Origin of the sequence: Mycobacterium sp., assembly GCF_035506235.1 — a bacterium.
Classification (GTDB): Bacteria; Actinomycetota; Actinomycetes; order Mycobacteriales; family Mycobacteriaceae; genus Mycobacterium.
The window spans coordinates 39,670-60,719 of the sequence record NZ_DATJPU010000004.1; the positions used below are offsets into that span (position 1 = coordinate 39,670).

At 67.7% G+C, this 21,050-nt stretch carries 18 protein-coding genes and 1 pseudogene; 7 read left to right on the plus strand and 12 right to left on the minus strand.

Translation table 11 applies throughout. The features are described from left to right. Positions 1 to 17: 17 nt before the first annotated feature. Positions 18 to 866, minus strand: a complete 849-nt coding sequence (locus VMD50_RS00905; protein ID WP_325423922.1) for an alpha/beta fold hydrolase — start codon at positions 864 to 866, stop codon at positions 18 to 20. After that, complete coding sequence (locus VMD50_RS00910) at positions 863 to 1,693, minus strand: SDR family oxidoreductase (RefSeq protein ID WP_325423924.1); 831 nt, start codon at positions 1,691 to 1,693, stop codon at positions 863 to 865. Before VMD50_RS00910 ends, VMD50_RS00905 begins: the two co-directional genes overlap by 4 nt. A gap of 160 nt (positions 1,694 to 1,853) precedes the next feature. On the opposite strand from VMD50_RS00910, the gene VMD50_RS00915 reads away from it, so the two are divergent. Continuing rightward, a complete protein-coding gene (locus VMD50_RS00915; protein WP_325423926.1) occupies positions 1,854 to 2,870 on the plus strand; it encodes an AraC family transcriptional regulator in 1,017 nt (338 codons plus the stop codon). Between the two features lie 18 nt (positions 2,871 to 2,888). On the opposite strand, the gene VMD50_RS00920 is transcribed toward VMD50_RS00915, so the two are convergent. The 3 genes from VMD50_RS00920 to VMD50_RS00930 all read right to left on the minus strand — a co-directional run bounded on the left by VMD50_RS00920 (position 2,889) and on the right by VMD50_RS00930 (position 6,910). Then, on the minus strand, positions 2,889 to 4,238 hold the full coding sequence (locus VMD50_RS00920; protein WP_325423966.1) for a WS/DGAT/MGAT family O-acyltransferase: 1,350 nt from the start codon (positions 4,236 to 4,238) through the stop codon (positions 2,889 to 2,891). Positions 4,239 to 4,277: 39 nt separating this feature from the next. Continuing rightward, entirely contained in the window at positions 4,278 to 5,789 is a 1,512-nt protein-coding gene (locus VMD50_RS00925; RefSeq protein ID WP_325423928.1) for a flavin-containing monooxygenase, read from the minus strand. Positions 5,790 to 6,052: 263 nt separating this feature from the next. Beyond that, the gene (locus VMD50_RS00930) at positions 6,053 to 6,910 is read right to left on the minus strand and encodes an SDR family NAD(P)-dependent oxidoreductase (protein ID WP_325423930.1); all 858 of its coding nucleotides are present in this window, start codon (positions 6,908 to 6,910) and stop codon (positions 6,053 to 6,055) included. Positions 6,911 to 7,007: 97 nt separating this feature from the next. Here VMD50_RS00930 and VMD50_RS00935 point away from each other — a divergent pair, with 97 nt between their 5' ends. From VMD50_RS00935 to VMD50_RS00950, 4 genes are read left to right on the plus strand one after another with little or no spacing between them, the layout of a single operon-like run. Continuing rightward, a complete protein-coding gene (locus VMD50_RS00935; RefSeq protein WP_325423932.1) occupies positions 7,008 to 8,081 on the plus strand; it encodes an NAD(P)H-dependent amine dehydrogenase family protein in 1,074 nt (357 codons plus the stop codon). Beyond that, positions 8,078 to 8,575, plus strand: coding sequence for a VOC family protein (locus VMD50_RS00940; protein WP_325423934.1), 498 nt, complete (start codon positions 8,078 to 8,080; stop codon positions 8,573 to 8,575). Before VMD50_RS00935 ends, VMD50_RS00940 begins: the two co-directional genes overlap by 4 nt. Next, complete coding sequence (locus tag VMD50_RS00945; RefSeq protein WP_325423936.1) at positions 8,572 to 9,345, plus strand: SDR family NAD(P)-dependent oxidoreductase; 774 nt, start codon at positions 8,572 to 8,574, stop codon at positions 9,343 to 9,345. The genes VMD50_RS00940 and VMD50_RS00945 overlap by 4 nt, the downstream gene beginning before the upstream one ends. Next, positions 9,342 to 9,947, plus strand: a complete 606-nt coding sequence (locus VMD50_RS00950) for a TetR/AcrR family transcriptional regulator (RefSeq protein WP_325423939.1) — start codon at positions 9,342 to 9,344, stop codon at positions 9,945 to 9,947. The genes VMD50_RS00945 and VMD50_RS00950 overlap by 4 nt, the downstream gene beginning before the upstream one ends. 58 nt (positions 9,948 to 10,005) lie before the next feature. On the opposite strand, the gene VMD50_RS00955 is transcribed toward VMD50_RS00950, so the two are convergent. Further along, the gene (locus tag VMD50_RS00955; RefSeq protein WP_325423940.1) at positions 10,006 to 11,466 is read right to left on the minus strand and encodes a tetratricopeptide repeat protein; all 1,461 of its coding nucleotides are present in this window, start codon (positions 11,464 to 11,466) and stop codon (positions 10,006 to 10,008) included. A gap of 170 nt (positions 11,467 to 11,636) precedes the next feature. Between VMD50_RS00955 and VMD50_RS00960 the strand changes: the two genes are divergently transcribed. Continuing rightward, entirely contained in the window at positions 11,637 to 15,554 is a 3,918-nt protein-coding gene (locus VMD50_RS00960) for a Pls/PosA family non-ribosomal peptide synthetase (RefSeq protein ID WP_325423942.1), read from the plus strand. Beyond that, the gene (locus VMD50_RS00965; RefSeq protein ID WP_325423944.1) at positions 15,551 to 16,891 is read left to right on the plus strand and encodes a M1 family metallopeptidase; all 1,341 of its coding nucleotides are present in this window, start codon (positions 15,551 to 15,553) and stop codon (positions 16,889 to 16,891) included. The genes VMD50_RS00960 and VMD50_RS00965 overlap by 4 nt, the downstream gene beginning before the upstream one ends. A 69-nt stretch (positions 16,892 to 16,960) precedes the next feature. Here VMD50_RS00965 and VMD50_RS00970 read toward each other — a convergent pair whose 3' ends face one another. From VMD50_RS00970 to VMD50_RS00995, 6 genes and pseudogenes are all read right to left on the minus strand, one after another. Further along, positions 16,961 to 17,155 carry a hypothetical protein gene (locus VMD50_RS00970; RefSeq protein ID WP_325423946.1) on the minus strand — a complete coding sequence of 65 codons (195 nt, stop codon included), beginning with the start codon at positions 17,153 to 17,155 and terminating at the stop codon, positions 16,961 to 16,963. Positions 17,156 to 17,223: 68 nt separating this feature from the next. Then, the gene (locus VMD50_RS00975; RefSeq protein WP_325423948.1) at positions 17,224 to 18,195 is read right to left on the minus strand and encodes an LLM class flavin-dependent oxidoreductase; all 972 of its coding nucleotides are present in this window, start codon (positions 18,193 to 18,195) and stop codon (positions 17,224 to 17,226) included. Position 18,196: 1 nt separating this feature from the next. Next, positions 18,197 to 18,676: a VOC family protein gene (locus VMD50_RS00980; protein ID WP_325423950.1), complete on the minus strand. Its 480-nt coding sequence runs from the start codon at positions 18,674 to 18,676 to the stop codon at positions 18,197 to 18,199. Positions 18,677 to 18,691: 15 nt separating this feature from the next. After that, positions 18,692 to 19,441 (minus strand): SDR family NAD(P)-dependent oxidoreductase, encoded by a 750-nt coding sequence (locus tag VMD50_RS00985; RefSeq protein WP_325423952.1) that lies wholly within the window; start codon positions 19,439 to 19,441, stop codon positions 18,692 to 18,694. After that, the gene (locus VMD50_RS00990) at positions 19,438 to 20,673 is read right to left on the minus strand and encodes an MBL fold metallo-hydrolase (protein ID WP_325423954.1); all 1,236 of its coding nucleotides are present in this window, start codon (positions 20,671 to 20,673) and stop codon (positions 19,438 to 19,440) included. The genes VMD50_RS00985 and VMD50_RS00990 overlap by 4 nt, the downstream gene beginning before the upstream one ends. Positions 20,674 to 20,687: 14 nt before the next feature. Next, positions 20,688 to 21,050 (minus strand): annotated as a pseudogene (locus VMD50_RS00995) (sulfotransferase family protein); the annotation flags it as partial.

Sequence of the window (21,050 nt, forward strand, 5' to 3'; positions counted from 1 at the left end):
AATCTCCTTGTTAATTGCTACTTCTGGACGGCCGTGCCCACCCGCTTGCGCAGGAACGGGACGACGAACCCGGCAACCCGGTCGGGTTGCTCGAGCCACGCCCAGTGACCGACACCGGGCAACGTTTCCACTTGCGCGCGCGGGAACACGCGACGCTGACGCTCGGCCTGCTCGACCGGGATATAGACGTCCGCGGCGCCGAACACCACCAGCGTGTCGGGGTCGAGGTCGCGTAGGGGTGCGACGAGCGCGTTCATGTCGTCTGGCCGCGTGGAGCGGTACAGCCGCAGCACGGCGCGCTTCGTCCCGGCCGGGAGAAGATGTTCGACGATCCGGTTCGCCCATTGCGCGGGCAGGCCCGGGTTGTCGTGCCGGATCACCAGGCGCGCCACGCGGCGGGAGGTGGCGCGCATGAACAACTCGCCGGCAACGGGAGTACGCCAGACCCGGGCCATCCGGTGCCACTTGTAGTCGAGCAGCACCCCGGTGTTGATCAAGGTGACGCTGGCGACCTTTTCGGGATGGGCCGCGGCCCAGGTCAGCGCGATGGGTCCGCCGAAGTCGTGGGCGACCAGGTGCACCCTCTCGAGGCCCAGCCGGTCGATGACCCCACCGACATGCGCGGCGTAAGCGGCGAGGGTGTATTCCTGGTCCGGGTCTTTATCCGCCGCGCCGAACCCGGGCAGATCCGGTGCGACGACGGGGGCGAACTCCGCGATGAGCTTCATCAGCGGTTCCCAGTCACTGCCGGCGTCCGGGTTGCCGTGTACGAAGACGACGGCCTCTTCGGCCCGGCCGGTGCCGCCGATCAGCACCGGTGACCGGACGCCGTTGACCACGACCTGTCGCACCTCGAATCCGGTCACCTCTGTATCTCCGTTACCTCGGCGTCCATACGCCGCCGGTAGGCGTCACGAGTGCCCATGTCAGCTTCGGCCATGATGTTGTCCGCCCGCAGCGCCCGCTTGATCCGGTCGGCGATGGCCGGCGGGCTTCCGGCGACCAGGCGGGCGATCGGCCCGATTTCCCGCGGGACGAACACCTCCTCGCGTCCATGGCGGAGGGCCTCGACGATCGCGTCGGCGACCGCTTCGGGGCCGACGATCCTTGTGCCCCTGGCCTTTCCGAAGCCACTGATCATGTCGGTGCGGATCAGGCCGGGCATCACGATAGTGGTGCGAAGCCCCGTGCCGCGGGTCTCGGCCCGAATCGCCCGGGTGAACCCGACGACGGCATGTTTGGTGCCCGCGTACGTGGCACCGCCGGCGGTCGCGATCTGCCCTGCCGACGACGCCAAATTCACGATGTGGCCGTGGCCTCGGGGGACGAACCGCCGCAGTGCCAACCGGGTTCCGGTGAGCACGCCGCCGATGTTGATCTCCACCATCCGTTGAGTGTCGCGGGGATCTTCATCGATGAACAGACCGATCGGGGCGACGCCGGCGTTGTTGACGAGCGCGTCAAGGGGTCCGCTGCGTTGTTCCGCCTCAGCAAGGAACGCTTCGAAGCTCTGCGGGTCTCGCACGTCGAGCGGCAGGCCATCGGCCCCCTCACCCAACTCGTCGGCGACCGCTGCCACCAAGGCGCCGTCGATGTCACCGATGACTACCGCCATGCCCGCGCGCAGGCAGGCCTCGGCGGTGGCGCGGCCGATGCCGCGGGCCCCGCCGGTGATGGCGACGCGGAAAGCCATGTGCTTTCTCCTTATCCAAAGTCGCTGTTGTTCACGATGACTCCAACGATCCATCACTGGCCGGCCCGACGTCTTGACACTTCGCGACAGGCTTTTGACACTTCAAGACACGACCACCGGCCCTTGACATGGTGTCGCCATCCGCTGAAGGGTCAACCACATGTCCGTGGTTCGCGGGACCGCGCTCTCCAACTACCCAAGCCTGGTCGCCGAGCTGGGCGGCGACCCCGCGATCCTGCTGCGTGCGGCGGGCATCCGGCAGCAGGATGCCGGCAACTACGACGCGTTCATTCCCTACCTTGCGGCGATACGCGCGATCGAGTCGGCCGCCCAGACCACGGACACGCCGGACTTCGGGCGACGCCTGGCACAACGGCAGGGCATCGAGATCCTGGGTCCGGTCGGAGTGGCGGCCCGCACCGCCGCCACAGTGGCGGACGCCCTGGGTATCTTCGGCACCTACATGGCGGCCTACAGTCCGGTGATCGCTATCCGCGTCACGCCACTGACCGACCCGCGCCTGTCCTTCCTGACCGTCGAGTTCCTCCTGGACAGCGCGCCGCCACACCCGCAGACGACGGAACTCTCACTGGGCGTTTCGCTACGGGTGTTTCGCCTGCTCATGGGCGCCGACTACACCCCGCTGAAGGTGCACCTGCCCCACGAACCGCTCACGCCGAGAGCCGATTACGTGCGGTATTTCGGATGCACGCCCGAGTTCGCGGCGCGGGCAGCGGGCTTCACGGTACGCACCGCCGACCTGAGCCGCCCATTGCACCGCGATGACGTCGCCCACAAGGCCGTCGTCGACTATCTGAACGGCATCACCCCGCACGACGCCGGGATCGTCGAGTCGGTGCGGATTATCGTTCGTCAGTTGCTACCCACCGGGGCGGCGACACTCGACGTCGTCGCCGGTCAGTTCAATGTGCACCCGAAAACACTGCAGCGCAGGCTCGCCGAGGAGGACACCACGTTCGCCGCCTTGGTCGATCAAGTCCGTAGGGACGCCGCCGAGCGCTACCTGCGCAGCACCGCCATCAGCCTCACCCACCTGGCCCGGGAACTGGGTTACGCGGAGCAAAGCGTGCTGACTCGCTCGTGCAAACGCTGGTTCGGAACGGGCCCGGCCGCATACCGCAACAGAACTCGCGCGCCGGCAATGGCGCGGGCCTGAGGGCCCACGAGCGACCGCCTATAGACCGACCGCCCGCTCCAGATCCTTCAGCGACGTTTCCAGATGCCCGAGCACCCGCTGTAGGTGCGGCACGCTCCGGCGGCATCCGACGAGACCGAAGTCGAGGCTGTCGGCGCCACTAGTCAAGGTGATGTTGAGCGCCTGCCCGTTGAGCGCGATCGACATCGGGTAATTGCCGTCCAGCCGGGCACCGTTGCAATACAAGGGCTCCCGCGCGCCGGGCACGTTCGAGATGCAGACATTGAACGGAGGCGGGGTGGCCTCCGTGACGCCGGGCAGGCTGTTGACCACGGCGGGGCTCAGCAGCAGCATCGACAACGCCATAGCCTGAGCGCGGGGAAGCTGTGACATCACCTTTTTGTTCTGCCGCATCGAGGATCCAATGGCCTGCAGACGCTGCGCGGGGTCATCGAGGTGCGTCCCCAGGGTGCACAACACCGCTCCAACCATGTTGCCGCCCACGGAGTCGCCGTCGTTGCGCAAACTCACCGGGACCATCGCGACCAGGGGCCTGTCCGGGAGCGCGTCGTAATCGTCGAGATACGCGCGCAGCGCCCCAGAGCACATCGCGAGAACCACGTCGTTGACGCTCACCCCGGCCGCGCTCTTGACCGCCTTGATCCGGTCCAGCGGCCACGACTGCGCAGCGCACCTCCGCGCTCCCCCAATCGGCACGTTCAACATGGTGCGCGGCGCCCCGAACGGCAGCGTGAGTTGCTGTTCCATCAGCGCCAGGCGCGCCAATCGTAGGGCCGACGGGGCCGCTTCCCCAACGGATCCCAGCAGTCCGGTCATGCTTTGCAGCAACCCGCGGCGGGGACGATCCGGGCCCTCGACCGCCGGCGCCGGCGACCAGGGCGCACGGAAGCTCGCATCGCTGGGGTCCGTGGTCAATGACTGCTGCAGAAGCGCAAGCCCGGATACACCGTCGACGAGCGCGTGGTGCATCTTGGTGTAAACCGCGAAGCGTCCGTCCTTGAGGCCCTCGATCACGTGTGTTTCCCACAGCGGACGGTGTCGATCCAGGAGATTGCCGTGCAGCCGTGAGGTCAGCTCCAACAGCTCGCGGACCCGTCCCGGCGCCGGCAGGGCAGATCGACGCACGTGGTAGCCGAGGTCGACGTCGTCGCCCGACGACCACGCGACGTTCGCGAGGCCACCCCGAAAAGCCTTGGGACGCTTACGGAATATCGACGCCACGTCATCGCACCGCAGCATCGCCTCGTGGATGTCCCGTGCGAAAGTGGGTCCCGCGTCGGCGGGCGGAGTGAACAGCTGTAGCGCGCCAACGTGCAGCGGGTGCTCGCGCTTCTCGGCGGACAAGAATAGCGAGTCCAAAGGTGCCATCAGTTCCATGAGCTTGTCCTTCGTAATCCGTTGGGGCAGTCACGCGGTCAGAGCGGGCTCGAGCGCGTCGGCGGGCGACGAGGCTGCGAAGAAGAGGTTCTCGTCTTCGACAGGACCCTCGCGCAGCGTCTTGTAGTCGGCGCGGTAGTCCATGCAGGTGCGCCACGGGCCTTCGGCCCCCTGACGGGGGAACTGGTCGGCCGATCGCTTGACGTAGCCCGCGGCGACTTCCAGCAACGGCCGGGTCGGCATGGATCCCGGCAGCCGCGGGTAGCAGATGGTGTGGCCGTGCGCGTCCATGTGGGCCAACAGCCGGCAGAAGTGCTCGCATATCAGCCCGACCTTGAGCGTCCAGGAAGAGTTGGTGTAGCCGAACACGTAGGCGAAGTTGGGGACGTCGCTCAGCAGGAAGCCCTTGAACGCCACCTTTTCGGGCAGGTCGACGGGCACGCCGTCCACCGAGAGGCTGATGCCGCCGAAGGCAAGCAGGTTCAGGCCCGTCGCGGTGACGATGATGTCGGCTTCCAGTTCACGCCCGGACCGCAGCCGGATCCCCCGCTCGGTGAACGTGTCGATCCGGTCGGTGACAACCGAGGCCCGGCCGTCGCGGATGGCCTTGAACATGTCGGCGTCGGGCACCGCGCACAGCCGCTGGTCCCACGGGTTGTAGGCCGGCTTGAAGTGCTCGTCGACCGGATACCCGGCCGGAAGTTGCCTGGCGTTGAGGTGGCGGATCAGCCGCCGGGCGGCACGCGGGTACTGCTGGCACAGCCGCCAGACCAACCGTTGCTTGGCGACGTTCTTCCGCCGGGTGATGGCGTACGCGCGGTCCCGCCCGACCAGTTTGGGCAGGGTGTTGGCGATGCGGTCCTCCGACGGCACCGGCACGATGTAGGTCGGCGAGCGCTGCAGCATCGTCACGTGCCCGGCCGTCTCGGCCATCGCCGGCACCAGCGTGACGGCGGTCGCGCCACTGCCGATGATGACCACCGTCTTGCCGCGGTAGTCCAGGTCGTCCGGCCAGTGCTGCGGGTGGACGATTTGACCCGTGAACCGCTCCCTCCCCGGAAATTCCGGGGTGAACCCCTCGTCGTAGCGGTAGTAGCCACTGGCGCAGAAGAACCACCCGCAGCTCATGGTGACGTGTTCGCCGGTGTCTTGCCCAGGATTAAAGCGTTCGACCTCGACGAGCCAGCGGGCATCCCTGGTGGACCAGGCCGCGCCGATCACCTTGTGCTGGAACCGGATCGACTGGCGAATGCCGTTCTCGGCCACCGTCTCGCGCAGGTAGGCCATGATGGAGCCCGCGCTGGCGATGGCCTTGTCGTCCTCCCAGGCCTTGAATTCGTAGCTGAAGGTGTGCAGGTCCGAGTCCGATCGAATTCCCGGGTAGCGGAACAGGTCCCACGTCCCGCCGATCTCGTCGCGGGCCTCCAGGATCGCGAACGTCTTGCCCGGCTGCATCGTCCGCAGGTAGTAGGCGGCACCGATGCCCGAGATGCCGGCCCCGACGATCAACACGTCGACGTGCTCGATGCTGCTGGTGTTCATGGCCGTTTCCTTCTGCTGTCGGAGGCGGTGGCTTACCGCTGCACCCACTGTGCGGCAGCGCGGGGGTCTGAGTATTGACACCAGAGGACAGCTTTTTGACAATCGAGGACGGCTTGGCGCGGGCGTCACACCGGCCACATCAGTTTCGGTCCGGAAGCACTAGTCCTTGTGCCCGCCTTGCCGCGACAACCTCAGGGCACACCTTCCCACCGGCGCGACTCGTGGGGCGCACGTGACCATGCGCCGTGCTGGCGGCGGCGCGCCTACAGCAGGTCCGTGATGGCCTTGAGGCCAGCGTCGTAGAGCACGCCAGGCAGCATCCCGCCGTCGTGTTCGATGGTGGTGCCGTTGATGAAGTCGGCGTCTCCGCTCGCGAGGAAGACGCAGACGCGGCCCACCTCCGCCGGCTTCCCCGCTCGGCGCAACGGGACGGCGGCGAAGTACTTTTCGCCGGTCGGATCGTCCTTCGGCAGGACAAACGACCGGAAGTTCTCGGTCATCGTCGGGCCCAGTGCGATGCAGTTGACCCGCACCTTCGGCCCCCACTCCTCGGCCAGCGACCGGGTCAGCTGGTTGAGCCCGCTCTTGGCCGCACCGTAGGAGACCAGCGTCGGCGACCCCGCGGGGTGCCCCGCGCCGCTGGAGATGTTGATGACGCAGCCCGCGCCGTCCTGCGTGCGCATCTGCCGGTACGTGCGGATCGCGAACCAGAGCGGGCTGATGAGGTTCATCTGCACCGCGTACGCGTGGAACAGCGCCGTGCGCTCATAGTCGTCGTCACTCGGCGGCGCACCCTGAATGCGTTGCACGAGTTCGGGAATGCTTTCGGCGTGTGGTGCCGGCACCGTGCCGCCGGCGTTGTTCACCAGGATGTCGATGCGCCCGTGGGCGGCCACGACGTCGGCGACGAACGAGTCGATCGAGCGGTAATCGCCTTGGTCGCAAACCTTTTGGTGGGCGCGCGCGGCCCAGTCGCCGTCGACCCCCGGGATGGCGTCCAGCGGCGAACGGGAACAACCGATGACCGTGGCGCCCGCGCGCAGCAATTCGTGGGCGATGCCGACGCCCACACCGCGGCTGGTTCCCGTCACGATCGCGATCTTGCCGTCGAGGGCGCCCATCGTCAGGCCTTCCTATGCGTCGTTGACAGTGACTGTCAGCGGGTCATACTGTGCCATTTCAGCCGGTGGTGTGTAAAGCGTGCGCTTGGGAGGCCAGATGAACATTCGTGTCATCCAATGGGCGACAGGAGGTGTCGGCAAGGCCGCCATCGAATGCGTGCTGAATCATCCGCAGCTCGAGCTCGCCGGATGCTGGGTGCACAGCGCGAGCAAGGACGGCGCCGACGTGGGTGACATCATCGGAGCTTCCCCGCTCGGCGTCGCGGCCACCGCCAACGCCGACGAGGTGCTGGCCCTCGACGCGGACTGCGTCGTGTACAGCCCGCTGGTCCCCAACGACGAAGAGGTCATCGCGATCTTGCGGTCCGGCAAGAACGTGGTCACCCCGGTCGGCTGGGTGTACCCGGACCCCGGCAACCCGCGCCACAAGGCCGTCGCCGATGCGGCACTCGAGGGCGGGGTGACGCTGCACGGTTCGGGAATCCACCCCGGCGGCATCACCGAGCGATTCCCGCTGATGCTGTCGTCGCTGTCGTCGGCGGTCACGCACTTGCGCGCCGAGGAGTTCTCCGACATCCGCACCTACAACGCCCCGGACGTCGTGCGCCACATCATGGGATTCGGCGGCGCCCCCCAGGACGCCATGCAAGGTCCCATGGCCGGCCTGCTCGAGGCGGGCTTCAAGCAGTCGGTGCGAATGATCGCCGACCACATGGGATTTCGCATCGAGCCGAATATCAGGACCGTCCAGGACGTCGCGGTGGCGACCTCCGACATCGACTACGCACCGTTCCCCATCACCAGCGGAACCGTCGCCGCGCGCAGGTTCCGCTGGCAGGCCCTCGTCGACGGCGAACCGGTCATCACCGCGGCGGTCAACTGGCTGATGGGCGAGGAAAACCTCGAGCCGGCCTGGAATTTCGGTGGGCGCGGCGAACGCTTCGAAGTGGAGATCACCGGCGACCCCACCGTGAGCCTCACCTTCAAGGGTCTGCAACCCGAGACGATCGCCGAAGGGCTGGTGAAGAATCCCGGCGTGGTCGCCACGGCCAACCACTGCGTCAACGCCATTCCCGATGTCTGCGCCGCCGAACCGGGCATCAAGACCTATCTGGACCTGCCGTTGTTCGCGGGTCGCCCGGCCCCCGATCTTGCGGTGGCGACACCATGACCGTCCTGGGCGACGTGTCGTTCTGCCACCTCGTCATCGGCGTGACCGACATGGATCCCGCGCTGGCGTTCTACCGCGGCGTGCTGGGCATGGACGTCGTGTTCGACACCCTGATCTCCGGAGAGCCTTTCGACGCGGCGCTGCACACGAAGAGAAAGCAGGAAGGCCGGGTGGTGGGCGGCCTGCTCGGCGGGCTGATGGTCGAGTTGCTCTCACTGGGAGGTCCACCCACAGCGGACCAACCGGCGCGGCGCGGCATCACCGGCATCCACAACATGTCGCTCAGGGTCCCCGATCTCGATGACACCCACCACCGCATCACCGTCGCCGGCTACACGCCCGACCAGGCGCCCTTCGAAATCGGCGGGGTGCGAATGTTTTTCGTCAAGGACCCCGACGGGACGCCGGTCGAGTTCATCGAGCTACCGGACGGTGCGCGCAGCACCTACGAGATGCACCGCGGGGTTCCGCTGCAGATGGGGCCGGTCACATGACCTACTCCCATTCCAGTTCGATGCGCGGCCACGTCGCGATCGTCACCGGCGCCGCCCAGGGCGTCGGAAAGGGTGTGGCCGCCGCGCTGCTCGAACGGGGCGCCGAGGTGCTGCTGGTCGACATCCAGGCCGAGGTCCTCAACGCGACCACCGCCGAGCTCAAGGGAATGGGGCGAGTCGAACAGCTGGTCGCCGATCTGCGCGACCCGGCCTGCGCGCAGCGGATCGTGGCGGCCGCGGTGGACGCCTTCGGCGCGGTGCACGGCCTGGTCAACAATGCCATCGCCACCAACGAGCCGAAGCCATTCGTCGACGTCACCACCGAGGACCTGGCGCTCGGCTATGACGTCGGCCCCCGCGCGACCTTCCTGCTTATGCAGGCCGTGTACCCGCTCATGGTCGAGGCCGGCGGCGGATCGATCGTCAACTTCGGCTCGGGGACGGGCACCGGTGGCGAACCCAGATGGGGCGGCTACGCCGCCGCCAAGGAGGCCATCCGCGGGCTGTCCAAGGTCGCCGCGCTGGAGTGGGGGCGCGACAACATCCGCGTCAACGTCATCTGCCCGTTCGCCGAATCCGACGGCGTCAAGCTGTGGAAGCAGTTCGCGCCCAACGATTATGCCAAGGCGGTGGGACGCGTTCCGATGAAGCGCATCGGGGACGTCCGCACCGATGTCGGAGCGCTGGTGGCATTCCTGCTCGGCACCGACGCGACATTCATCACCGGGCAGACCATCCACGTCGACGGTGGAATCGGCTGCTTCCGATGATTGCCGGGTCCCTGCGAGATCGGCAGCGCGCGCAGATCCGCGCCGAGATCCGGCGCGCGGCGTTTCGGCTGTTCATCGAGCGCGGCTACGACACCGTCACGACGGACGAAATCGCCACGGCCGCGGGTGTTTCCCCGCGCACCTTCTTCCGCCACGTGCCGACGAAGGAGGACCTGCTGCTGGCCCCCGTTCGCCACGGCGGTGCTGCGATCGTCAACCTGCTCGAGCAGCGGCCGCCCAGGGAGTCGCCGGACGTCGCGCTCGTCAACGCCATCGTCGCGCGGATCCGCTCGTTCGACCAAGCCGACGTCGAGGAGTGGCGAGAGGCCCTGCTGATTGCCCCCGGCCTGCTCGACAAGGCCACCATCCACACGCCCGCCGACAAGGAGCGCGCCGCCCAGCTGGTCGGCGAACGCATGGGCGCCAACCCCGGGGACGACATGCGCCCCGGCCTGCTGGTCCAACTCGCTTTCGCAGCAGCCGATTTCGCGTTCCAGCGCTGGGTGCGCCAATCCACGGCCCGGCGGCCGCTGGATCTCTACGTCACCGAAGCCCTCGAAGCGGTCAAGGGAAGCCACTGGAAAAGGAAGCCGAAATCGTGAAAGACGCATACAAAGTCCCGGTCTGGGCCACCGGCGGCGTCGGGAAGTAGGCGACCCCTCAGAAGCCGTCGTTGCCCCCGCCGGAGTCGAACCCGCCGCCGAAGTCCGACCCGCCGGAGTCAAACCCGCCGCCGAAGTCCGACCCGCCGAAGTCGAAGCCGCCGCCGGAGTCATAGCCGCCGCCCGAGTCGTTGCCGCCTCCGAAATCGGTGTCGCCGCCGCCTGAGTACTGGTAGCCGCCGTCGAATCCGGCATCACCCTGCTGGCTGTCGTACCCGGCGCTCGGGGCGCTGTCAAAGCCCTGATTCGCCATTGCCGAATCCCATCCGGCGTCGAAGCCCCGGTCGTAATTGCCGCCCCAGTGGTCGTCCAGCATGGCGTCGATCAACAGGACATCGGCGAGGGCCCAACCCCAGCCCGGCCCCCAGAACGCGTACGGGTAGTAACCGGGGTAGAAAAACATCCCGTTGTACATGCCGCCGGGGTAGTAGTTCGCGTAGCCGGGCTGCGGGGTGGTGCTGTAGTTGTTGTTGTTGATCGTCACGTATTGCCCGGTGTCCGGGTTCTTCGCCCGCACGGTGGCCTGCTTGCGGTCCTCCTCCGGCACCGATGTCACGGCGGAAACGTTAGGCCCTGGGTTCAGCTTGCGGTTCGCTTTGTTCACGGTGGACTGCACGGCGCGGAGGTGCGCCCGGGCCGCGGTGTAATCGCCCGCCTGGTAAGCCTTTCGGGCGTCGTTAAGACCCGAGTTCGCCTTCAGCGACTCCGCGCTGACGTCAGTATCGGCGTTGGCGATCACCGCGTTGTCGAGATCCGCGACCTCGGATTCGGCGGCGATCAGCTGTCCCTTGACCCACTCTCGCGCCTCGTAGTCCTTGCGGCGCTTACGGCTTCGGCCCACGGCGTACCAGATCAGCCCGGCGACCGCCAGGACGACGCCGATGACGATGAGCGCCGTCCACAGCGGAGCCCAGCTGCTGTGCTTGGCGCTCCCGACAGGAGAGGTCGTCACCGGCCCACCGGGCGAGGCGCCCACACCGGACAGCTTGCTGACGAAGTCACTGGTCGCGCCGTACGGGTCATTGGGGTGCTCCCTGGCCGACTGTCCCAGGAACGGGTCCACGCTGTCGGCGATCACCCTCGGCACGTTGTAGGCGCGCACGTGATAGCCCTTGGCGTCGATTACCAGGATGACTCCGCTGAACCCCGGATCGCGGCCCACGATGACGTTGTGGATGGCGTCCGGCGTCGTCACGCCGGTCTGGGGGGGCGCCACAGCTGCCACCCAGACCGGCGGTGCGGGGCTCCACGCCCACCGGCTGGTGAGGATCTGCTGGTTCAGTTTGTCGGGGTTCTGCAGCGGCGGTCTGGCCGCCGGGTCGGCCACCACATGGGTCTGCGCGCCGAACCTGTCCACCACCTGGTCGGTGTAGCTGTCGGCCCAGGCCGACGGCGCGAGCAGCATTGCCAGCGCCGAGATGACCGGAACCGCGAAGATCCCGCCGAATCGTCGTGTCACTTTTCTCCCTGCCGTCGTTGTTCGCCGTCGCTCGTGCTGATCGAACCACACGGTGAAGCCCCGCCGGCCAGCCGTCGGGCCGCCGCGGCCGTGCGGCGCCTAGGTGGTCGGCCCGACCTGACCGGACTGGTTCCGCGGCGGCGCGGTTTGAGTATTTTCGTAGGGTGTCGATGGCCGCGGTCCCAGTGGAAGTTCCAGCGCAATACTTGTTGTCACCCCAAGCGCCGAGCCCGCGCACCCTGATTGACATCATCTATGAAACCGCAGGCCGCTATCCGGATGCGACAGCGATTGACGACGGCACCGTGCAGCTCACCTACACCGAGCTGATCGACGACATCGAGTCGAGTGTGGACTGGCTGGCCGCCCGGGGAATCGGCCGCGCGGACCGGATCGGCATCCGGATGCCGTCGGGCAGCTATGCCCTGTATGTGACGATCCTGGCAGCACTGGCCGCCGGCGCGGCCTACGTGCCGGTCGACGCCGACGACCCCGACGAGCGCGCCGAATTGGTGTTCGGTGAAGCTAACGTCGTTGCCGTCATCACCGAAGAGGGCCTGCTACGAGGCCCCGGCTCGTCGCGTGGCTGGCGGGCCGCGCCCCCGCTGACCCGAGACGACGCGTGGATCATCTTCACGTCCGGATCGACCGGCACCCCGAAGGGCGTGGCCGTCACGCACCGCAGCGCCGCCGCGTTCGTCGATGCCGAGGCCCAGATGTTCTTGCGGGACAACCCGATTGGGCCGGGCGACCGGGTACTGGCCGGATTGTCGGTGGCTTTCGACGCCTCGTGCGAGGAGATGTGGCTGGCGTGGCGGCACGGCGCCTGCCTAGTTCCCGCGCCTCGGTCCCTGGTGCGCAGCGGGATGGACCTCGGCCCATGGCTGGTCACCCGCGACGTGACCGTGGTGTCCACGGTGCCGTCACTGGCCGCGCTTTGGCCCGCCGAGGCACTGGAAGCGGTGCGACTGTTGATCTTTGGCGGAGAGGCATGTCCTCCTGAGCTGGCCGAGCGACTGGCCGTCGACGGCCGGGAGGTGTGGAACACGTACGGCCCGACCGAGGCCACGGTGGTCGCATGCGCGGCCAGGCTCGACCGTGCCGGGCCGATCAGCATCGGGCTGCCGCTACCCGGCTGGGACTTGGCCGTCGTCGACGCGGATGGCCGGCCGGTCAGCTATGGCGAGGTGGGCGAGCTGGTGATCGGCGGCGTCGGTCTGGCCCGCTACCTGGACACGGATAAGGACGCCGAGAAGTTTGCCCCGATGCCGACGCTGGACTGGCTGCGCGCGTATCGCAGCGGTGACCTGGTACGGCTGGAACCCGACGGTCTGTATTTCTGCGGCCGAAGGGATGACCAGGTGAAGGTCGGGGGACGCCGCATCGAGCTGGGCGAGGTCGACGCTGCGCTGGTCCATTTGCCCGGGGTCAGCGGTGGCGCGGCCGCGGTTCGCCGCACCGCCACCGGCACTCCGGTGCTGGTCGGGTATGTGGTCAGCGCCGATCCGTCGTTCGACCTCGGCGTGGCACGCAAGCAGCTCGCAAAGCGGCTCCCCGCCGCGCTGGTACCCCGGCTTGTCCGGGTCGAGGAGTTGCCTACCCGCACGTCGGGCAAGGTCGACCGCGACGCGCTGCCGTGGCCACCCCCCGGCGCTGACACAGAGGAAGCCGCCAACCTGGGTGGCACGACGGGCAAGCTGGCGGGGATGTGGCGGGACCTGCTCGGCGCCGCGGTGGACAGCCCGGAGGCCGACTTCTTCGCGCTGGGCGGTGGCTCGCTGGCCGCCGCGCAACTAGTTGCCGCGCTGCGGCATCACTATCCGCAAGTCACGGTCGCCGACCTGTACGACCACCCACGGCTCGGCTCGCTCGCCGGGTTCCTGGATGAGCTGGAACCCCCGCCACAGGTCGCCGCGCGTGTGGTGCGACCCACCCCCAGACTGGCCCAAGCTGTCCAGACTCTGCTTTCGGTGCCGTTGGCGACGCTGGAGGCGCTGCAATGGGTGACATGGCTTGCGCTAGGCAATGACGTCTTCCGCGCCCTGCACGTGGTGCCGTGGACCGTGGCGGTGAGTTGGTGGGTGGTTGCGGTGGCGTTCGTTTTGTTCGTCACGCCGCTGGGCCGCATGGGCATCGCGGTGCTGTTCGCGCGCATGTTGTTGTCGAGCGTGAATCCGGGGACCTACCCGCGCGGCGGGTCGGTGCACCTGCGGGTGTGGTTCGCCGAACGGCTGGCCGAGGCCAGCGGCGCCGAAAACCTCGCCGGAGCGCCGTGGCTGGTGTACTACGCCCGCGCACTGGGCGCCGACGTCGGCAAGGGCGTCGACCTGCACTCGATGCCGCCGGTCACCGGGTTGCTGACGCTTGGGCATCGCAGCGCGGTCGAACCCGAAGTGGACCTGTGCGGGCACTGGATCGACGGGGACAAGTTTCAGGTGGGCAGGATCACGATCGGCGACGACGCGGCGATCGGCGCCCGGACGACGTTGCTGCCCGGCGCGGTGGTGGGCAAGAACGCCGACGTCGCACCCGGCTCAGGCGTCCTCGACAAGATCAAGAACAACCAGTACTGGAAGGGCTCGCCCGCGGTGAAGTCGGGCAAGGCACACCACCCGTGGCCCGACGAACGACCGGCACGCAGATCCCAATGGGTCGCGGTGTATGGCCTGGCGTCCCCACTGCTGGGCGGTTTGCCGCTGGTGGCCGTGGCGGTGGCCCTTGCGGTGATTGGAGCGGCCGTCCACCGCGCCCCCAGCTTGTCGCAGGCGGCGCTTCCGGCGCTATTGTGGACACCGGTCGCAGCGCTGGCCGCGCTCACGGCGTACGCGCTGCTGACGCTGGTCGGGGTGCGGGTGTTATCGATAGGGCTGCGCGAGGGCTACCACCCGGTGCGTAGCCTCGCCGGCTGGCAGCTGTGGGCGACCGAGCGGCTGATGGACGCCGCGCGTAACCACCTGTTCCCGCTGTACGCAAGCCTGCTGACACCTGTCTGGCTGCGGCTGCTCGGCGCCAAGGTCGGCCGCGGCACGGAGATCTCCACGGTGTTGCTGATCCCCAAGTTCACCGTGATCGAGGACGGCGCGTTTCTGGCTGACGACACGATGGTCGCGTCGTACGAGCTCGGCGGTGGGTGGATCTACGCGGCGAAGACGACGGTCGGCAGGCGCGCGTTCCTCGGCAACTCGGGCATCACGCAGCCGGGGCGTCGCCTCCCCGACGACGGACTGGTCGCGGTGCTATCGGCCACGCCTCCCAAAGCCAAGCGCGGTTCGTCCTGGTTGGGCAGCCCGCCGATGCGGCTGCGCCGGCGCCCCGCCGAGGCCGACGAGGCGACCACGTATCGGCCGCCGTTGCGGTTGAAGATCATGCGGGCGATGGTGGAGACGTGTCGGCTGCTACCCGTCTTCGTCACGGTCGCGATCGGGCTGGCGGTGCTGGGCACACTGCAGACATTGGCAAGGACTTTCGGCATCTGGTATGCGGCACTGTCCGGCGGGCTGGTGCTCCTGGCGGCGGGTGCGATCGCGGGCGTTATCACGGTCGTCGCGAAATGGCTTCTGGTCGGCCGGATCAGGGCCGGAGAGTTTCCGCTGTGGTCGTCGTTCGTGTGGCGCAACGAGGTCGCGGACACGTTCGTCGAAACCGTTGCGGCGCCGTGGTTCGCCCGGGCCGCCAGCGGGACGCCGGGCATGAACCTGTGGCTGCGCGCGCTGGGCGCCCGCATTGGGAGCGGGGCTTGGTGCGAAACCTATTGGCTTCCTGAGGCCGATCTCGTCACGTTGGGCGACGCCTCAACCGTCAACCGGGGCTGCGTGGTGCAGACGCACCTGTTCCACGACCGGATCATGAGAATGGACAGTGTCGTGCTGGAACCCGGCGCGACCCTCGGTCCGCATTGCGTCGCACTGCCCGCGGCCCGGCTGGGTGCCGGTGCGACCGTGGGGCCCGCTTCTCTGGTGGTGCGCGGTGATGAGGTGCCGGGATCGACGCGCTGGCAGGGCAATCCGATCAGGCCCTGGAACCTCGCCAAAAAGAAGGGAGGCCGAAAGAACCCACCCGAGCCCGGCATCCGGGGCACCGCAGCGTGAAAGCTTCTGCTAAGGCCGCCAAGAAGGCACCGAATAAGCCGGTACCGGCGGTGCTCGACGACTACCTTCCGAAAAATGGCGATTGCGGCTACCGGGTGTCGCGCTACGAGCTGGATCTGGACTACCAGGTCGCGATCAACCGGCTCTCGGGGTCGGCGACCATCACCGCGGTGACGCTTACGGAACTGCAGCAGCTCTCGCTCGACCTATCCGGTGCGCTGACGGTGTCGAAGGTCTGGGTGAACGGCAAACGTGCGGCCCACTTCTCTTGTAGCGGCGGCAAATTGCACATCCGATTAGCGTCCACGGTTGCGACCGGGGCGGCGTTGTCAATCGTTGTGCGCTACGGCGGTTCCCCGAAACCGCTGCGGTCACTATGGGGTGACGTCGGTTTCGAGGAATTGAGCGACGGCGTGCTCGTTGCTGGGCAACCCAACGGCGCCGCGTCGTGGTTCCCCTGCAATGACCACCCCGGCGCCAAGGCCGCGTTCCGCATCCAAGTCAGCTGCGAAAGCCGGTACCGGGTGGTCGCCAACGGCAAGCTGGTGTCGCGGCGAGCCCGGGCGTCACAGATCGTGTGGACTTACGAACAACCCGAACCCACCTCGACCTACCTCGTCACCCTGCAGATCGGCGTGTACGAGATGGTGCGGCAGGCAACGACGCCCGTGTCCATTCAGGCGACGTTGCCCGCGCGGCTGCGCCGGAACTTTGACCGGGACTTCGCGCGCCAACCCGAGATGATGCGGCTGTTCATCGAGCTCTTCGGCCCCTATCCGCTGGCGAGCGGATACACGGTCGTCGTCACCGATGACCCGCTGGAAATACCGCTTGAAGCCCAAGGGGTTTCGATCTTCGGCGCCAACCATTGCGACGGCACGCGGGCCAGTGAGCGGCTCATCGCCCACGAACTGGCGCACGAGTGGTTCGGCAACTCGGTGACCGCCCGGTGGTGGCGTGACATCTGGCTGCATGAGGGGTTTGCCTCCTATGCGGAATGGTTATGGTCGGAATACAGCGGCGGTCCCAGCGCCGACAAATTGGCCCGCCAGCACCATGAGCAGCTGCGGGAGCAGCCGCAGGATCTGTTGCTGGCCGATCCGGGACCCCGCGACATGTTCGACGACCGCGTGTACAAGCGCGGCGCGTTGACGCTGCACGCGTTGCGCGCACGGTTAGGCGACGAGAAATTCTTTGCGCTGCTCAAGGATTGGACGACCCGGTATCGCCATGACACCGTCGTCACGGCCGATTTCACCGGCCTGGCCGCCAACTACTCCCACGAGCCGCTGCGTCCGCTCTGGGACGCGTGGCTGTACTCGACGGAAGTGCCTTGAGGCACTGAGGCCTACCCGCCGCCCCCGCCCGCACCCCCTCCGCCGGCGCCGCCCCCACCGGGAGTGGAGTTACCGGCCATCGGTGTACGGCATCTGCGGCCCGGGCTGTGGCGGTGGCGCCGGGCTGGATGACGTCGGCGCCGGCGGTGCCGCCGGCGCGTCGGACGCCGAAATGTCTGCGGCAGCCACACCGCAGCCGACCGCCACACTCACCACGACGGCACCACCGAACAGCGTGATTGCCCTGCGAGTCGCAGATTTCATCGAATCCCCCAGTTGTTGACTTCCACTACGCTCAGACTCATCCCGCTATCCGCGGGTGCAATCAGGTGTCAGCCGAGGGCGGGCAGCACTTTGCCGGTGAGCAACTGGACCGACTTCCACGCTTCGTCGACCGGCATCCCGCCGACCAGCGGGTGCATGACGAGCGGCCCGTACTGCTCGGAATCTTGCACTTCGGCGACGAGCTGGTCGGGCGTCAGGAACCGGTACCGTCCCGATGCCTTCACCTCGTCCAGCGTCTGAACCCCGGGCAGGTGCATGAGCGAACGCTCCTCGGCCGACCATCCGCCGTACGTGACCGCCTCCCAGAGGATGTGATCGCCGAGTTCCGCCCAGGCCCGGTCCGGGTCCTCGTGCAGGTAGATCATCCCGCGATTGATCGGCCCGGGCATGAGGATGAGGGGTTTGATGCCGGCCTCCGAACACAGCGCGCGATAGTAGGCGGCGATCTCGGGCAGGTGGTCGGCGAGGCTGAGCGGCAGCCGGAAACGCGCCGCGCGCCGCGCGGTGGCGCGTGACCCTCCGCCGACGTACAGCGGCGGGTGCGGGCGCGTCCAGGTCCCGGTGCAGACTCCCGCATCGGGGTCGGCGCCGGACCACACGGAGAGCATCCGCTCGACCAGGGCGTCCATCAGTTTGCCCCGCCGGCCGAAATCGATCCCGAGCGAGTCGTATTCGACCGTGCGGTAGCCCAGGCCCACGGTGGTGTGCAGTCGACCGCGGCTCATGTTGTCGAGAAGCGCGATGTCCTCGGCCAGCCGGACGGGATTCCACAGCGGCCCCAGCGCGCAGTCCACGCTGGCAATCAGCGTCGTGGTCCGCGCCAGGAACATCGACGCGGCCATGATCGGGTTGCAGCTCCATCCGTGCCCGGTCGCGTGATGCTCGTCGACACTGATCGAGGTGACGCCATGCGACTCGCCCCACTGCGCCAGTTCGAGCGCCGCGGCCAGCAGCGCGCTCTGCGTGCGCGGATCGCCCTGCGGGGAGGCGAAATTGAAGCGCAGCACGGTCAATAGCACGTCAAACCTCCGGTGGGGCCGCCATCGACTGCAGGAATGCGGGAAAGTCGGGAAACAGCGCGCGGTCCACGATCTCGATGCGGGCGCCGAAAGCGTCTGTGTAATAGGCGAACAGCGCAAGGTCGGAACCGGGCACGTCGGCGGTCATCTCGAGGGTGAAGCCGTTGGCCTCGAGCGCCTGCGCGCTCTCGGCCAGGTTGTCGCTGAAGTAGCCGAGGTGATGGACGGCGTTGCCCGGCGCGGCCGTCCACGCACTCCCGGGAACCTCCTGCACGAGTTCGACGTGCGGGCTCTGCAAGGAGTAGACGATCGTCGAGGTCAACTCGCGGACGCCGGAGGCGGTGCGAAACGGCAGCGTGTAACTCATTGGTGTGATCCACCGGTAGCCCGCCAGCGCGCTCAGTTTGGCCATCGCCGCGGCGAGGTCGGGCACGATGACGCCGGTGTGGTAGAAGTCCTCGGGCCGCAAGGCGAATGCCATGGTGAAAGCCTCCTTTCAGACGCAGTCCGACGCGCCGTCGACGACGAAAAGCGCGCCACTGGTGTAGCTGCTCTGCTCGGTGCACAGAAACGCTATCGTGGGCGCGATCTCCCCCACGGATCCGAAGCGGTGCAACGGAATGTGCGCCAACTCGGAATCCACCAGTTCGGCCGCGCCGTGCATGGGCGCGGTCATCGGGGTATCGATCGTCCCTGGGGCGACCGCGTTAACGCGGATTCCCTTGCGCGCCCACTTGACGGCCAGATTCCTTGTGATGCAGACGATCCCGGCCTTCGCGGCGCCGTAGCCGGGGACTAGCGGTACCGCCCGCAGCGCGGACATGGAGGCCAGGTTGACCACGCTGGCGCCGCCCGCCGCGGTCGACGACTTCAACGCCCGGTACAGCGCGACCGTGAGCCGGTAGGGACCGGCCAGGTTGAGCGCGACCGACGCGTCGAACCCGTCGGGCTTCGACTCATCAAGGCCGCCGGGGAAATTCGCGCCCGCGTTGTTGACCAGCACGTCGAGGCGGGTGAACTTCTGGGCGAGTGCGTCGATCGACTTGTCGTCGGTGATCTGCAACTGGTGATAGGCCATGCCGGACAGGTCGGTCTCGTAGTCGGCCGTGGTCGGTTTGGTTCCGGTGATGGCGACCTCGGCTCCGGCCTCCCGGAACAGCGTCGCCGTGGCGTGCCCGATGCCGCTGGTGCCGCCCGTGATCAGCACCGCGGTCCCGGTGAAGTCGAAGGTGACTCGCGCCGTCATGAGTTCCTCGCTAATTGGTTTGCCAGCCAGGCACTTTCCCAAAAGTTGGTGCTGCCTGCCAGCAGCGTTTCATGCGCCCTGTTCAAGACTTCGCGCACCCCCGGGTGCTCCGCGGGCACGAGCTCGGCGAGGTGAATGGCGTGCAGCGCCCTGCCCTCGTCGAGGTGTGCCCGCGCCCTTTCCACCAGTGCGTCGGCGCCGGCCAGCGCCACCACGTCGGGGGCGACGGCGTCGAAGCCGACGGGGTAGAGCTCGGTGGTCGACCGGTGATGGAACCAGCCCGAGTAGTTCTCCCAGATGGCGCGCACATCCCAGGCGACCTTCCCGTAGCCCTGGCCCACTTCGTATTCCGGCGGCAAGTCGATCTCGCGCATCAGGGTTTGGACGTCCTTGCCCGCGTTCATCCCGGCGACGGTCTGGTCGTGGATGTATTGGATCGCGTCCCGCAGCCGGGTCAATTCGTCGTTGATGCGCTGCTGCCCGGCGATCGGGTCGAAGTGGCCGGTCACCAGGAGTTCGGGCTGCAGCTCGCGCACCCGCTCGACGGATTCGACCGCGGTCAGGGCGTCACGGTACCGGTCGCCACGGATTGTGACGAGGTTGGGAATGTGCCCAAACAAGGGCCCGAAGGTGTTCCCGCACAGGCAGATCCGCTCGTCCGGCAGCCACACCACCAGCGAGTCGGTGGTCTCACCGCCGGGCACTGAGATCAGCTCCACCCGCCGGCCGCCGACCTCCAACGTCAGAGTGTCCTCGAACTCCAGGTCGACGACGGGGACGCTCTGGCCGGGCAGCCGCGTCGTACCGAGACGGCGCTGAATGGCCTGGATGCCCGTCGCCAGCGTGTCTTTGAAGGCGAAGGCGCTGCGGGCGGCGCGGTACGGGATCAGGCGTTCGTTGTCGTCGCGCCACGTGGTCCAGTTCGCTTGCGCGACAACCGTTGTATCGGGATCCCTTACGCTGTCCAAACCCCCGACGTGGTCGACGTGGCCCTGCGTGAAGATGATATAGCGCACCGGCGAGCGGTCGACGTCGTCGAAGTTGGCGCGGTGCACCGGCCCCTCGAACCCCATGCCGGTGTTGACGATGACCCGGCCCTCGGCCGTGGTCAGCAGGTAGGCGTTCGACAGCCCCGGCGAGCACCACAGCCCTGGGGCTAGCCGAGTGGCCTTCTCGGCGGCCGCCGGTCGCATGGCGTCGGCGCCGGGCCTGCTGCGATAGACCGGTTCCATCGCTGATGCCTCCTTCAATCGGGGCGGACGTCGAACCTGTCGAAGTAGAACCCGAAGCGCTCCCGCAGTTCGTCGGGCGAGATGCCGAAGTGCCGCTGCAGGTCGTAGCGGATGCGGCCGTGCTTGCCCCGCGGATTGCCGTCCAGGTATTGCTGAAGGCGCCCGCGGACTTTCGGTGTCAGCTCGACTCCGCCGCGCTGGTACAGCTGCTCCAGCAGCGGCATTTCGTTGCCGTTGAGGTGGTGGAAGCTGATGTCGATGCTGCGTTCGGCCGGAACGAGGTCACGGTCGCGCACGCACGCGCCGAGCAGCCGGTGCACCCGGTCGCTCCAGTAGTCGAGCAGCCAGCCGGGGTCGATGCTGGTGCGGCGCAGCCG